We start from the raw sequence: 14,670 nt of genomic DNA, 5'->3' as shown, positions 1-14,670 counted from the left end.
ACTGGCGGGTCGAGAAACACCCCCGCTTCCTGGCCGACCTCACCGGAGACGGCCGGGCCGACATTATCGGTTTCGGCGACGGCGGAGTCTGGGCGTCCCTGAACAACGGTGACGGGACCTTCAAGGCCCCGGCCAGGGTAGTGGACAACTTCGCCTACAGCGCCGGTGACTGGCGGGTCGAGAAACACCCCCGCTTCCTGGCCGACCTCACCGGAGACGGCCGGGCCGACATTATCGGTTTCGGCGACGGCGGAGTCTGGGTATCCCTGAACAACGGTGACGGGACCTTCAAGGCCCCGGCCAGGGTAGTGGACAACTTCGCCTACACCGCCGGCGACTGGCGGGTCGACAGACACCCCCGCTTCGTCCCAGGCCCGGGCTCCATCGGCAGCTAACAACCCGGACAGAAGACCAGAATGAGCTCACCACCTCGAGACCGGCGGTTCCACCATCACCCCGATATATCAGTTCTCTCAGCTTCAGGTCTCCTTACGTTGTTTCTCCTGGTTTTGATCACTGCCGGCTGTGGCACACCCTCGACGCCGGATACCGGCGGGCCAGTATCATCGACACAGTCGCCATCAGAGAAGGGCCGCACCATGACCGATCTACGCACGTGCCTCCTCGGCCGTTGGATGCACTCCCACGAGGAGGATTCCGAAGGAATGGAGGTTTATCGCCCGGCTGATTACGCATTCCCACCGGCTAGGGGCCGGACAGGTTATGAGTTCGAAGCCGACGGCCGGGCGAGTTATTTGGGGATTGCGGCTGCCGATGGATCAACCAAGGTGCCTGGACGCTGGGTCCTTGAGGGCACCGACAGGGTCAGCCTCGCCCTGGAGGAAGGACGCGTTCAATCTATGCTGCTCCGCGTGCTGGACTGCACGCCGGAGAAGCTGGTGCTAGGCCTCTGACGCGGAGAAGCTGGTGCTAGGCCGCTGACGCGCTCCGGCGCCGGGCGCTGGACCGAAAGCTCCCGCGCAGGCCTACAACGCCACCGTCAAAGCGGTACCAACGGCAGCCAGGCAGGGAGTCATTGGCGGGTACGCGTGGACCGGTTAGATGCCACCGGGAAGGTCTCACTGCGCTACGCGGGACGGCTGCGGTATATCGGCCTCGGACGTGCCTACGCCGGGAAAAACATCCTCATGCTCATCTACGAAACGGACATCGTGATCACCGAAACAGCCACAGGCGAGACCCTGCGCGAACCTGGCCCTGGCCCCCTCCCGCGACTACCAGCCCAGACAAAAGAAAACACCCCGGTCCGAAGACCGGGGTGTTACCCATGTCGCGACTCATCACACACGGTGCCCGAAGTGGGACTCGAACCCACACACCTCTCGATACTGCATTTTGAGTGCAGCGCGTCTGCCAATTCCGCCATTCGGGCCAGCCCTGCGGCGTGAATCACAAGTTCACAATCCGTGTTGGGCGCGAATCTACTCTACATGCGGATAGGCTATTTCTGTGAACTGTCAGTTCGCACACGGCAGTCCAACCGCATTCTGAGGAGCACCTGTGTCTGAGTCAACTGAGCCCGCACCGTCCAACACACCGGCGCGGCGCGTCATCGTCGCCGAGGATGAGACGCTGATCCGCCTCGACATCGTGGAAATCCTCACCGGCGAGGGATACGACGTCGTTGGCGAAGCCGACAACGGCGAGAAGGCCGTAGCACTGGCCACCGAACTGAAGCCGGACCTGGTCCTGATGGACGTCAAGATGCCCGTCATGGACGGCATCACGGCTGCCGAGCAGATCGTCAAGGCCCGCATTGCCCCGGTGGTCCTGCTGACCGCGTTCAGCCAGAAGGAACTCGTGGAGCGCGCCCGCGAGGCCGGCGCCATGGCCTACGTGGTCAAGCCCTTCACCCCCGCGGACCTGATTCCGGCCATCGAGATCGCGCTGTCCCGGCACGAGGAAATCAAGGCCCTCGAAGACGAGGTCAGCGACCTCAAGGAGCAGTTCGCCACCCGCAAGCTGGTGGAACGCGCCAAGTCGCTGCTGACCACGAAGATGGGCCTGACCGAGCCCGAGGCCTTCCGCTGGATCCAGAAGACCTCCATGGACCGCCGGCTGAGCATGCGCGAAGTCGCCGAGACCATCATCAACCAGGTCAACTAGGCTTCCGCGCCCTACACGCCGGAGCACCAAGAGCACCAAGCGACGGCCCTGCCCGACGACGTCGGGCGGGGCTTTTTGCCGCCCTCACCAAGTCCCGCTCCCCCCGGTCGACTCCGGCACCTGCGGAGCAGCCGGTCCCGGCGGAGCCTATCCGGCCGGGGAAGGCCGGCCCTATATTGGTGAGACGCTATTGGAACTGCAGGGCTTCCGCGGCTGGGTACTGGGACGGGCCTCGACTGAAGCTCCCGGGAGAAACCATGGCCGTGTCCTCTCCGCATCTGTTTGAGGCGCCGCACCTCACGAATCTGGCGCAACCCCGGCCGCGGCTGGCAATCGCTCAGGGCCTCGGCACCACGGAAATCTGGGCTTCAGCAGGAACGGGCAAGACGACGCTCCTGGCGCAGTGGGCCGCTGAGGTCAGAGCGGACGGAGAAACCGCGGCGTGGATCAGCATCCCGGCCGCAGGAAGCAGCCGGCCCCGGTTGCCGGCACTCATGCGCGGTTCCCTCGCTGTGAATTCCCCGCCGGCAAGCCCCCGAGGCGGGCCCGCCAACCGGGTGAACCTGCTTTTCGACGATGTCCATCACCTGCACGACCCTACGGAGGCTCAATGGCTGGCTCAGCTGATTGAATCGCGGCCACGGGACACGCGAATTGTCCTCGCGGGACGCCATCCGCCGAACTATCCCGCGCACCATCCGCCCCGCTTCGGTGCCGGCTCCGAAGAGGTGTCCGTCGAATACCGTACAGCTGATCTGGCGTTCACCCGGGCCGAGACCGCAGCGTTCGATCCCGGAAGAGGTCACTGATCACGGCAAACAGCGCCATCAGGTACGCGAAGAAGACCGTGGCCCAGAAAATCCATCCGATGACACCCCAAAAGTCGTCCCAGAATTCCATATCGGCTGCCCTGCTTTCATAGGTGTGGACGGGTATGAGTGCATACTCACCCGGTGTGTTGAGACCCGTCTCCCAGCCCTGCGGCCTCCGATGCACGCCGGCGGGCCGAGCACGCACACCATAACTATGAACCTCGCCGGCACCCGTCCACCTCACCCAAAAGAGGTGAGATCCCCAAAGCGCCTTCCCGGCCGCCTCGCCTCGAAGGCACCCTCCTGTCCTGGCTGTACTTGGGGCGAGCAGAGGGTGAGACGACGACGACGGGCTCCTCTCCCACGGAGGCGGCGCGTGACAATCGGCCATATCCGAGAAAGTGGATATCTATGGATGGAAATGGATACCGAAAGGATAAAAAGCTGCCCGACCGGAGAAATCCGGTCGGGCAGCTTTCGTACAGCCCAGCTTCAGTAGCTCAGCTCAGCACATCAATCGAACCTAGATGGACTTGGCCTTGCCCTTGTTGCTGCTCTTGATCGGCCACGGGCCGACCTTCTCCTTGACCCGCATCTGCCCGTCGAGGCGCTGACCGGCGTCGGCGATGTCCCCCACCTTGTGCACCTTGATGGAGTTCGTGGAACCGGCCTGTCCGGGAGGCGAACCGGCGGCGATGACCACCAGGTCGTCAAGCTCGACCAGCTCGTTCTCAAACAGCGTGCGGTCCACCTGGGCGGTCATCTGATCGGTGTTCTCGGCGAACTCGACCAGCATCGGCTGAATGCCCCAGAAGAGGCTCATGTAGCGGTACGTCTGCTCCACCGGGGTGAAGGCCAGGACCGGCTTCTTGGGGCGCAGGCGGGAGAGCCGGCGGGCCGAGTCACCGGACTGGGTGAAGGTACAGACGAACTTTGCGTCCAGCTGATCGGCGATCTCGACGGCGGCACGGGTGATGGCGCCGCCGCGGGTGCGCGGCTTGGAGCCCAGGGCGGGCACGCGGTTCAGGCCGTGCTCTTCAGTGGACTCGATGATCCGGGCCATGGTGGTCACGGTTTCGATCGGGTACTTGCCCACAGAGGTTTCGCCCGAGAGCATCACGGCGTCCGCACCGTCAAGGACGGCGTTGGCGCAGTCGGAGGCTTCCGCGCGGGTGGGGCGCGGGCTCTCGATCATTGATTCCAGGACCTGGGTGGCCACGATGACCGGCTTCGCCCAGCGGCGGGCCAGCTCGATGGCGTTCTTCTGCACCAGGGGAACGTCTTCCAGGGGAAGCTCGACGCCGAGATCGCCGCGGGCAACCATGATGGCGTCGAACGCATCGATGATTTCCTCGATGGCGGCAACGGCCTGCGGCTTCTCGATCTTGGCGATGACCGGCACGCGGCGGCCTTCCTCGTCCATGATCTCGTGGACGCGGCGGACGTCGACGGCGTTCCGGACGAAGGACAGGGCAACCATGTCCACGCCGGTGCGGATGGCCCAACGCAGGTCGGCCTCATCCTTGTCGCTCATGGCCGGAACGCTGACGGCAACGCCGGGCAGGTTCAGGCCCTTGTTGTTCGATACGGCGCCGGGAACGGTTACTTCGGTGACAACCTTGACGTCGTCCACAGCGGTGCAGCGCACCGCAACCTTGCCGTCGTCGATCAGCAGGGTGTCCCCCACGTTGACGTCGTTCGGCAGGCCGGTGTGCGTGGTGGAGACAATCTCCTTGGTGCCAGGCACGTCCTCGATGGTGATTGTGAAAACATCACCCTTGTTCAGGAAGTGCGGACCGTCCATGAAACGGCCCAGGCGGATCTTGGGGCCCTGCAGGTCGGCGAAGATGCCGACGGGCTTGCCCAGTTCCTCGGAAGCGCGGCGCACGTTGTCGTACACGGACTTATGTACGTCGTGGTCGCCGTGGCTCATGTTCATCCGAGCCACGTCCACTCCTGCGCGCAGAACCGCGAGGGTGTTTTCGTAGCTGTTGATTGCGGGGCCAAAAGTGGCCACAATTTTTGCGCGTCTCATGTCTTCCAGCGTAGTCGTCCGGCGCCGATTACGCATGGAGACGGGCCGCAGGAGCCGCCTGTGACGGGAACTGCGGCCCGTGTTTTTTCTCTCACCCGGCCCAGGCTGGGCCTCACCCGGCCCCGCTGGCCCTCAGCCGGCTACGCAGGAGGTCAGAGCGGCGAGATGGCCCGGTCCGTGGGCGCCACGGGCGCCGGCAGACGGGTGGAACCCATCAGCCACTGGTCCACGGCGGCGGCGCAGGCACGGCCTTCGGCAATCGCCCACACGATCAGTGACTGGCCGCGGCCGGCGTCACCGGCGGCAAACACGCCCGGCGTTTTGGTCATGTAATAGCCGTCCCGCACTACGTTGGAGCGTTCGTCGAACTCCGTGTGCACCTGCTCGGCGAGCCCGGCGGGCTCCGGACCGGTGAAGCCGAGCGAGAGGAACACCAGGTCCGCCGGCAGCACCCGCTCGGTGCCGGCCTTGGGCACGCGCCGCCCGTCCACGTACTCCGTCTCGGCGATTTTCACTCCGGTCAGCTGCCCGCGCTCCCCCACGAACTCCACGGTGGAGGCCAGGTAGGTGCGCTCCCCGCCTTCCTCGTGGGCGCTGGCGGTTTCAAACAGCGTCGGAAACATCGGCCACGGCTGATGTGCGGCGCGTTCGGCGGGCGGCTGCTTGCCGATCGCCAGCGTGGTCACCGACGCGGCCTGCTGGCGGTGCGCGGTGCCCAGGCAGTCGGCGCCCGTGTCGCCGCCGCCGAGGATGACCACATGCTTGCCCTCGGCGGAAATAGGGTTCCGAACCTGCTCCCCCGCCACCGCGCGGTTGGCCTGCACCAGGTACTCCATGGCGAAATGCACGCCGTTCAGCTCACGGCCGGGAATCGGCAGGTCGCGCGGCACCGTCGATCCGGTGGCGACGACGACTGCGTCGTAGCGCCGGCGCAGCTGCTCCCAGCTGATGTCCCGTCCCACTTCGACGCCGGTGCGGAACCGGGTGCCCTCGGCACGCATCTGGTCCAGCCGGCGGTCCACCTGCAGCTTTTCCATCTTGAAGTCGGGGATGCCGTAGCGCAGCAGCCCGCCGATCTTGTCGTCGCGCTCGTACACGGCCACCGTGTGGCCGGCGCGGGTGAGCTGCTGGGCCACGGCCAGTCCGGCGGGACCGGAGCCGACGACGGCGATCGTCTTGTCGGTGAGCCGTTCCGGCGCCAGCGGGGTCACCCAGTTCTCGTCGAAGGCCTGGTCGATGATCGACACCTCAACCTGCTTGATGGTCACCGCCGGCTGGTTGATGCCCAGCACGCAGGACGCCTCGCACGGCGCCGGGCACAGTCGCCCGGTGAACTCCGGGAAGTTGTTCGTGGCGTGCAGCCGCTCGATGGCTTCGCGGCCCTTGTCCCGCCGCATCAGGTCATTCCATTCCGGAATGAGGTTGCCCAGCGGGCAGCCCTGATGGCAGAACGGTATGCCGCAGTCCATGCAGCGCCCCGCCTGTTCCTTCAGGACGCCCTTTTCCTGGGCTTCATAAACCTCTTTCCAGTCCATGATGCGCACGGGCACGGGCCGGCGCGGCTGGGTCTGGCGTTCGCGCACTTTCAAGAATCCGCGTGGGTCAGCCACCGGTTACCTCCAAGATTCGGGTCCAGGCCTCGGCGCCGTCGGGGTCAAGACCCGCTTCGGCCGCGGAAGCGCGGGCGTCCAGCACTGCGGCGAAGTCGCGCGGCAGCACCTTGGTCATACGGCCAACAGTGTTGGCGAAATCCTCCAGCAGGGACGCTGCCAGGACCGATTCTGTTTCTTCAACGTGCCGGACCAGCAGACCGCGGACAATGTCGGCGTCCTCGGCGTCCAGCGGCTCCAGGCGCAGTTCGCCCTTTTCCAGGGCGTCCTTGTTGATCCGTTCGGTCCGCAAATCCAGCAGGTACGCCGTGCCGCCGGACATGCCGGCGCCGAAGTTGCGTCCCGTCGGGCCCAGGATCAGTGCCTGTCCCCCGGTCATGTATTCACAGCCGTGGTCGCCGATTCCCTCGACGACGGCGGTGGCTCCGGAGTTGCGGACCAGGAAGCGTTCGCCCACCTGGCCGCGCAGGAACATCTCGCCGCTGGTGGCGCCGTAGCCGATCACGTTTCCGGCAACGACGTTCCGTGCCGCGTCGAAGACGTTGGCGCGGTCCGGGCGGACGATTATCCGTCCGCCGGAGAGGCCCTTGCCGACGTAGTCGTTGGAGTCCCCCAGCAGGCGCAGCGTAATGCCGGCCGGCAGGAATGCGCCGAGTGACTGACCGGCCTGGCCGGTGAGGGTCACGTCGATCGTGTCGGGAGCCAGGGTGTCGGTGCCGAACGTCTTGGTCACCGTATGCCCGAGCATGGTGCCCACTGAGCGGTCGGTGTTTACCACGTCCAGGGTGATGCGCACCGGGCTGCGGTTCGCCAGGGCGTCGGCGCTCATTTCGATCAGCTTGTTGTCGAAGTGCGAGTCCAGGTCGTGGTTCTGCGGCACCATGTTGCGCATGGGCGCGCCGGGTTCGACGACGTCGGCTCCGCGCAGGATCGGCTCCAGGTCCAGTCCATCGGCCTTCCAGTGGTCCACGGCTGCCTTGGTGTCCAGCAGTTCGGTGTGCCCGATTGCCTCCTCGAGGGAGCGGAACCCCAGTTCGGCGAGGATTTCGCGCACTTCCTCGGCCAGGAACTCGAAGAAATTCACGATGAATTCGGGCTTGCCGGTGAAGCGGGACCGGAGTTCCGGATTCTGCGTCGCCACGCCCACCGGGCAGGTGTCCAGGTGGCAGACGCGCATCATGACGCAGCCGGAGACCACCAGCGGAGCGGTCGCGAAACCGAACTCCTCGCCGCCGAGCAGCGCGGCAATCACGACGTCGCGCCCGGTCTTGAGCTGGCCGTCCACCTGCACCACCACGCGGTCGCGGAGGCCGTTGAGCATCAGCGTCTGCTGGGTCTCGGCCAGGCCCAGCTCCCAGGGGGCGCCGGCGTGCTTGAGCGAGTTCAGCGGCGAGGCGCCGGTGCCGCCGTCGTGCCCGGAAACGAGAACGACGTCGGCCTTGGCCTTGGTCACGCCCGCCGCCACGGTGCCGATGCCGGCCTCCGACACCAGCTTGACGTGGACCCGGGCGCTCGGATTGGAGCGCTTGAGGTCGTAGATCAGCTGGGCGAGGTCCTCGATGGAGTAGATGTCGTGGTGCGGCGGCGGGGAAATCAGGCCGACGCCGGGGGTGGAGTGCCGGGTGCGGGCCACCCAGGGGTAGACCTTCTGCGCCATGAGCTGGCCACCCTCGCCGGGCTTGGCGCCCTGGGCCATCTTGATCTGGATGTCATCGGCGTTGGTCAGGTACAGGCTGGTGACGCCGAAGCGCCCGGAGGCCACCTGTTTGATCGCGGAGCGGCGCTCCGGATCGAGCAGGCGTTCCACGTCCTCGCCGCCCTCGCCGGTGTTGGACTTGGCGCCGAGGCGGTTCATGGCGATGGCCAGCGTTTCGTGAGCCTCCTGGGAGATGGAGCCGTAGCTCATCGCGCCGGTGGAGAAGCGCTTCACGATGCTGGAGACGGGCTCCACCTCATCGATCGGCACCGCTGAGCGTTCGGCGGTGCGGAATTCGAGCAGGCCGCGCAGGGTCATCAATGACTTGGACTGGTCGTCCACGCCGTTGGTGTAGGCCTTGAACACGTCGTAGCGTCGTTCACGGGTGGCGTGCTGCAGCCGGAAGACGGTTTCGGGGTTGAACAGGTGCGGCGGGCCTTCGCGGCGCCACTGGTATTCCCCGCCGTTATCCAGGGGCCGGTGCGGATCCTCGATTTCGTCGTCCGGGTAGGCGCTGGCGTGCCGGGCGGCGGCTTCGGCGGCGATGACGTCCAGGCCGACGCCGCCGAGCTGGGACTGGGTGCCGTGGAAGAACTCGTCGACCAGTTCCTGGCCCAGACCCAGGGCCTCGAAGGTCTGCGCGCCGCAGTAGGAGGCCACCGTGGAGATGCCCATCTTGGACATGATCTTCAGGACGCCCTTGCCGAGGCCCTTGATCAGGTTGGAGACCGCCTCTTCGCGGGTCACGCCGGTGATGTCGCCGTTGCGGACCAGTTCCTCGCAGCTTTCCATCGCCAGGTACGGGTTGACCGCCGAGGCGCCGTAGCCCATGAGCACCGCCACGTGGTGGACCTCGCGGACGTCGCCGGCCTCCACCAGCAGGGAGATCTTGGTGCGGTTGGCGCTCTTGAGCAGGTGATGGTGCACGGCGGAAAGCAGCAGCAGCGACGGGATCGGTGCCCACTGCGCGCTGGAGTCACGGTCCGAGAGGACGATGTACTCGATGCCGCGGTTCACGGCGCCGGAGACTTTCTCGCAGATCTCGGAGATCCGGGCGCGCAGCTCGGCCTCGCCGCCCTGCGGGCGGTACAGGCCGCGCACCTTCAGCGAGACCTTCTCGCCGTCGTTGTTGGTGACGTTGGTGATCTTGGCCAGCTGGTCATTGTTGATGACCGGGAAGTTCAGGGCAATCTGATGGTTGCGGACCTGGCCGGCGGCCAGCAGGTTCCCGACCGGGCCGATCGAGGCGCGCATGGAGGTGACCAGTTCCTCGCGGATGGCGTCCAGCGGCGGGTTGGTGACCTGCGCGAAGGACTGCACGAAGTAGTCAAAGAGCAGCCGGGGACGCTGGGAAAGCACCGCGATCGGCGTGTCCGAGCCCATGGCGCCCAGTGGTTCCGCGCCGGTGCGGGCCATCGGGCCCAACAGGATGCGCAGTTCCTCCTGGGTGTAGCCGAAGGTGCGCTGCCGGCGGTTGATCGAGGCCTTGGTGTGCAGCACGTGTTCGCGCTCGGGCAGTTCCTCCAGGGAGACCTGGTTTTCCCGGACCCAGTCCGCCCACGGATTCGCGGCGGCCATCTCGGCCTTGATTTCGGAATCCTCGATCAGCCGTCCGGCTTCGGTGTCGACCAGGAACATCTTCCCCGGGGAGACTCGGCCCTTGCGGACCACCTTCGCCGGATCAATGTCCACCACACCCACCTCGGAGGCGAGGACCACGAGGCCGTCCTCCATCACCCAGTAGCGGGCCGGGCGCAGGCCGTTGCGGTCCAGGACCGCTCCGACCTGCGTGCCGTCGGTGAAGGACACGGCGGCCGGGCCGTCCCACGGCTCCATCAGCATGGAGTGGTACTGGTAAAAGGCGCGGCGGGCCGGATCCATCGTGGCGTGGTTTTCCCAGGCCTCGGGAATCATCATCATGATGGCGTGGGTGATCGGTCGGCCGGAGAGCATCAGCAGTTCGGCAACCTCGTCGAAGGACGCCGAGTCGGAGGCTCCCGGGGTGCAGATCGGGTAGAGCTCTTCCGGGGTCTCGCCCAGCAGCGGGTTCTTCAGCTGGGACTGGCGGGCGCGCATCCAGTTGCGGTTGCCCTTGACCGTGTTGATTTCGCCGTTGTGCGCAATGGCGCGGAACGGCTGGGCCAGCGGCCAGGACGGAAAGGTGTTGGTGGAGAACCGGGAGTGGACAATGCCCAGCCGGGTCTTGAAGCGCGGATCGGAGAGGTCCGGATAGAACGGCTCCAGCTGCGCGGTGGTGAGCATGCCCTTGTAGACCATGGTCTTGGAGGACAGCGAGGGGAAGTACACGCCGAACTTGTTCTGCGACCGTTTCCGGACGCGGAAGGCGCGGGCGTCCAGGTCGGAGGCATCGCCGTCGGCCGGTGCCAGGAACACCTGGACAAAATGCGGCATGCAGGCCCGGGACATGGCGCCCACCAGGTCAGCGACGATCGGCACGTCACGCCAGCCCAGGACGGTGAGGCCCTCGGACTCGGCGATCGCTTCCACGCCGGCGCGGGCGGTGTCCTGCTCCCGGCCCTCGGTGGGCAGGAACGCGGTGCCGACGGCGTAGGTGCCGGCGGCGGGCAGGTCGAAGGCGGTGACGGCACGGAAGAATTCGTCGGGCACCTGAGTCAGCAGCCCGGCCCCGTCGCCGGTTCCCTCGTCTGCGCCCACGGCACCGCGGTGCTCCAGGTTGCGCAGGGCGGTAAGGGCGGCGTCGACAATGTCGTGCCCGGGTTCCCCGCGCAGGGTGGCGATAACGGCCAGCCCGCAGGCGTCTTTTTCGTTCTCGGCGCGGTACAGCCCGGTGTCCGCCGGAAAAGCGGCGAAGCGGGTGAACGGCGAAACGGCGGAAGATCCGCCGGGCGGAAACAGATCAGTCATGAGGTAAGTCCTTCCCCCTGATGGAGCTTGTGGGAGGGGACAACGCTGGCCCCACGGCGGAAGGCGCAAATATTCCGCGGTGTTCAGTGACACGGAAGGGCGTCCGGGGTTGTTCCCGTGGTCCCTTCCGGACGGCCACAACTACGTGGCAGAAGCACCGCCGGGAGGGTGACCCGACAGGTGCTACTTGGCAGTACCCGGTGTCCCGGGCTTGCGAGAATTATCCTCCTCGCTTTTTGTCTCTGCGAGATTAGCACGCAGAGAACCCGTTGATGAGCCGGAATCCGGATCTTGCTTCACCGTTTCATTCTTGTTACCTGCCGGTGCCGCGCCGACCTCGGCTGCCGGCTCCCGGCCGGGCAGGTAGAACGAGGCCTCCGGGCCTTTACGGGCGCGGAAAGTCAGGTAAATGAACATGGCCACGGAGAACACGAAGATGCCGATGCTGGTCCACACATTCAGCCGTTGTGTGACGCCAAAAAGCGTAATCATTTCAGCGTCGTCGATGCGCAGGATCTCGATCCAGAGCCGGCCCAGCGTGTAGTAGGCGGCGTAGAGCCAGAACAGGCGTCCGCCGCGCAGCCGGAACCGCTTGTCCAGTGCCAGCAGCAGGGCGACGCCGGCCAGGCACCAGAGCGACTCGTACAAGAAGGTGGGGTGGAAGAGGGTGCCGGGCGCTGTTCCGTCCGGGAAGTTGGGGTTGTTGGCGTCGATTTCCAGCCCCCAGGCCACCTCGGTGGGAGCGCCGAAGAGCTCCTGGTTGAACCAGTTGCCCCAGCGGCCCACGGCCTGCGCGAGCAGCAGGCCGGGAGCGCCGACGTCGGCGAACGTGGAGAGTTTGATGCCGGCGCGCCGGCAGCCGATCCATGCGCCGACGGCGCCCAGCGCCACGGCTCCCCAGATGCCCAGTCCGCCGCGCCAGATCTGCGGAATCAGCGAGAGGTCGCCGTTGACGCCGAAGTAGGCGTCCGGCGAGGAGATGACGTGATAGAGGCGGCCGCCGATGATGCCGAACGGAATGGCCCAGATGGCGATGTCCCACACCGCTTCTTCGGGCAGGCCGCGGCGGCGCCAGCGGACCGAGGTCATCCACAGGGCCAGGACGATGCCGGCCAGGATGCACAGCGCATACGCGTGGATGGTCAGCGGCCCCAGCGAGAAGCTGCTGAAGTCCGCGGGCGGGCTGGGAATGCTGGCCGGGGCCAACACGGACATCAGGTTCATTAGTTGCTCTTTCGGGTTCCGGTGCTCAGTTCACGGGTGAGGTCGGCGACCGCGGGAACGCCGCCGTCGCGCAGGGCCGCCACCAGGGCGGTGCCCACGATCACACCGTCGGCGTAGGCGCCGATTTCCCGGACATGGCCGGAGTTCGAGACGCCCAGGCCAACGCAGACGCGCTGCGCACCGGCGGCGCGGGCCGCCGATACAACGTCCCTGGCCGCGCTGCTCACCGAGCTGCGGGCACCGGTGACGCCCATGATGGACACCGCGTAGACAAATCCCCGGCTGGCCGCGACGGTGCTCTTCATGCGGTCCGGCGTGGAGGACGGCGCCACCAGGAACACCCGGTCCAGGCCGTACCTGTCCGAGGCCGCCATCCATTCGGAGGCTTCATCGGGGATCAGGTCCGGTGTAATCAGGCCCGCTCCCCCGGCTTCGGCCAGGCGGCGGGAGAACTCGTCCACGCCCATCCGCACCACTGGATTCCAGTACGTCATCACCAGCACGGCGGCGTCCGTGGCGGCAGTGATGCCGGCGACGACGTCGAACACCTCGGCGACGCGGAAACCGTTCCCCAGCGCCTCGGTGGTGGCTGCCTGGATGACGTGGCCGTCCATCACCGGGTCCGAGTACGGGATGCCGACCTCAATCAGGTCCGCGCCGTTTCGGGCCAGGGCGATGCCGGCGTCGATGGTTTCCTGCACCGACGGGAAGCCGGCCGGCAGGTAGCCGATCAGCGCGGCGCGGCCGTCGGCGACTGCCCGGTCAATGGCTGCCGCGGACTTGCTGGCGGCGTTGCTGCCCGATCCGGACGTGTTGCGGACACCGGTGCTCACAGCTGTTCCCCCTCTTTGGCGATTTTGGCTTCGGCTGACTTCTCGTCCAGCAGGTTGAACCATTCCGCGGCGGTCGCCACGTCCTTGTCGCCCCGCCCGGAGAGGTTCACCAGCACGATCTTGTCCGAGGCGCCGGGACCTTCCGCGTTCGCCTCGTCGGCGAGCCGCCGGCCCACCTTGATGGCGCCGGCCAGCGCGTGAGCGGATTCAATGGCCGGGATGATGCCCTCGGTGCGGCAGAGCAGCTGGAAGGCGTCCATTGCCTCGGTGTCGGTGATGGGCTCGTAGGAGACCCGGCCGATGTCGGAGAGGTAGGAGTGCTCCGGGCCCACGCCGGGGTAGTCCAGGCCGGCGGAAATCGAGTGCGATTCCACCGTCTGGCCGTCTTCGTCCTGCATCAGGTAGGAACGTGCGCCGTGCAGCACGCCGGGCCGTCCCAGCGTGATGGTGGCCGCATGGCGGCCGGTTTCGACACCGTCGCCGCCGGCCTCGAAGCCGAAGATCTTCACCTCGGGGTCATCGAGGAAGCCGTGGAAGATGCCGATCGCGTTGGACCCGCCGCCGATGCAGGCACACACGGCGTCGGGCAGCCGGCCGGCCTGCTCCAGCATCTGGGCGCGGGCCTCCTCGCCTATGACTTCGTGGAAGAAGCGGACCATGGCCGGGAACGGATGCGCTCCGGCGGCGGTGCCGAGCAGGTAGTGGGTGTCATCGACGTTGGCCACCCAGTCGCGCAGCGCCTCGTTGATGGCGTCCTTGAGCGTCTGCGAACCGTGCGTCACCGGAATGACGGTAGCGCCGAGCAGCTCCATGCGGGCCACGTTCAGGGCCTGCCGGCGGCAGTCCTCGGCTCCCATGTAGACCACGCATTCCAGGCCCAGCAGGGCGGCGGCGGTGGCGCTGGCCACGCCGTGCTGGCCGGCGCCGGTTTCGGCGATCACGCGGGTCTTGCCCATGCGCTTGGCCAGCAGTGCCTGGCCGAGCACGTTGTTGATCTTGTGCGAGCCGGTGTGGTTCAGGTCTTCGCGCTTGAGGAAGATCCGCACGCCGCCGGCGTGCTCGGCGAAGCGCTTGGCCTCGGTCAGCAGGGAGGGGCGGCCGGAGTAGTTCTTGTTCAGGTCAGCCACCTGGGCGGTGAACTCCGGATCGGCCTTGGCCTTTTCGAAGGTGTCTTCCAGCTCGTCCAGCGCCGCAATCAGGGACTCGGGCATCCAGCGTCCGCCGTACTCGCCGAAGTAGGGTCCGGGGGCGTGGCGCAGCGAACCGTGGGTATTCAGGAACGCGTCGGCCACCTCCTCAGTGACGGCTCCGGCGGCTTCCTGCCGGGCGGCGTCCGACGGCGCGGTGGAGGTGTCTGTGGACTCGGGTGCGGGCTGAGCCGCTCCCGTCTGTTCCGGATTCCCGGTCATGGGGCTGGTTCCTGTCCTGCTTTGGTCCGGGCGGCGGG

9 protein-coding genes and 1 tRNA gene are annotated in these 14,670 nt (G+C 66.7%); 3 read left to right on the top strand and 7 right to left on the bottom strand.

What is annotated here, in order from left to right:
- A partial coding sequence (locus tag QNO00_RS12935; RefSeq protein WP_284024773.1) for an FG-GAP repeat domain-containing protein occupies positions 1 to 395 on the top strand: 395 nt, incomplete at its 5' end.
- Between the two features lie 916 nt (positions 396 to 1,311).
- Here the strand turns inward: QNO00_RS12935 and QNO00_RS12930 are convergent.
- Positions 1,312 to 1,393, bottom strand: a tRNA-Leu gene (locus tag QNO00_RS12930).
- Positions 1,394 to 1,521: 128 nt separating this feature from the next.
- On the opposite strand from QNO00_RS12930, the gene QNO00_RS12925 reads away from it, so the two are divergent.
- Positions 1,522 to 2,127, top strand: coding sequence for an ANTAR domain-containing response regulator (locus QNO00_RS12925; protein WP_229966743.1), 606 nt, complete (start codon positions 1,522 to 1,524; stop codon positions 2,125 to 2,127).
- Between the two features lie 257 nt (positions 2,128 to 2,384).
- Complete coding sequence (locus QNO00_RS12920) at positions 2,385 to 2,936, top strand: P-loop NTPase family protein (RefSeq protein ID WP_284024772.1); 552 nt, start codon at positions 2,385 to 2,387, stop codon at positions 2,934 to 2,936.
- A 526-nt stretch (positions 2,937 to 3,462) separates the two neighbouring features.
- On the opposite strand, the gene pyk is transcribed toward QNO00_RS12920, so the two are convergent.
- The 6 genes from pyk to trpB all read right to left on the bottom strand — a co-directional run bounded on the left by pyk (position 3,463) and on the right by trpB (position 14,632).
- Positions 3,463 to 4,974 carry a pyruvate kinase gene (gene pyk, locus QNO00_RS12915; RefSeq protein WP_229966745.1) on the bottom strand — a complete coding sequence of 504 codons (1,512 nt, stop codon included), beginning with the start codon at positions 4,972 to 4,974 and terminating at the stop codon, positions 3,463 to 3,465.
- Positions 4,975 to 5,126: 152 nt separating this feature from the next.
- On the bottom strand, positions 5,127 to 6,584 hold the full coding sequence (locus QNO00_RS12910) for a glutamate synthase subunit beta (RefSeq protein ID WP_284024771.1): 1,458 nt from the start codon (positions 6,582 to 6,584) through the stop codon (positions 5,127 to 5,129).
- Positions 6,577 to 11,166 (bottom strand): glutamate synthase large subunit, encoded by a 4,590-nt coding sequence (gltB, locus tag QNO00_RS12905; protein ID WP_284024770.1) that lies wholly within the window; start codon positions 11,164 to 11,166, stop codon positions 6,577 to 6,579. The genes QNO00_RS12910 and gltB overlap by 8 nt, the downstream gene beginning before the upstream one ends.
- 183 nt (positions 11,167 to 11,349) lie before the next feature.
- Positions 11,350 to 12,390: a prolipoprotein diacylglyceryl transferase gene (gene lgt, locus QNO00_RS12900; protein WP_284024769.1), complete on the bottom strand. Its 1,041-nt coding sequence runs from the start codon at positions 12,388 to 12,390 to the stop codon at positions 11,350 to 11,352.
- Complete coding sequence (trpA, locus tag QNO00_RS12895; protein WP_284024768.1) at positions 12,390 to 13,223, bottom strand: tryptophan synthase subunit alpha; 834 nt, start codon at positions 13,221 to 13,223, stop codon at positions 12,390 to 12,392. Before trpA ends, lgt begins: the two co-directional genes overlap by 1 nt.
- Complete coding sequence (trpB, locus tag QNO00_RS12890; protein WP_284024767.1) at positions 13,220 to 14,632, bottom strand: tryptophan synthase subunit beta; 1,413 nt, start codon at positions 14,630 to 14,632, stop codon at positions 13,220 to 13,222. Before trpB ends, trpA begins: the two co-directional genes overlap by 4 nt.
- Positions 14,633 to 14,670 lie beyond the last annotated feature (38 nt).

The sequence above is a fragment of the Arthrobacter sp. zg-Y1219 genome (genome assembly GCF_030125545.1).
Lineage (GTDB): Bacteria > Actinomycetota > Actinomycetes > Actinomycetales > Micrococcaceae > Arthrobacter_B.
Note: the sequence above shows the minus strand (reverse complement) of the source record. Positions and strands in the feature narration are given on the sequence as shown.

Coding starts and splice junctions, on each gene's coding strand:
- QNO00_RS12920 (WP_284024772.1), top strand. CDS start 2,385: ATGGCCGTGTCCTCTCCGCATCTGTTTGAGGCGCCGCACCTCACGAAT.
- pyk (WP_229966745.1), bottom strand. CDS start 4,974: ATGAGACGCGCAAAAATTGTGGCCACTTTTGGCCCCGCAATCAACAGC.
- gltB (WP_284024770.1), bottom strand. CDS start 11,166: ATGACTGATCTGTTTCCGCCCGGCGGATCTTCCGCCGTTTCGCCGTTC.
- lgt (WP_284024769.1), bottom strand. CDS start 12,390: ATGAACCTGATGTCCGTGTTGGCCCCGGCCAGCATTCCCAGCCCGCCC.
- trpB (WP_284024767.1), bottom strand. CDS start 14,632: ATGACCGGGAATCCGGAACAGACGGGAGCGGCTCAGCCCGCACCCGAG.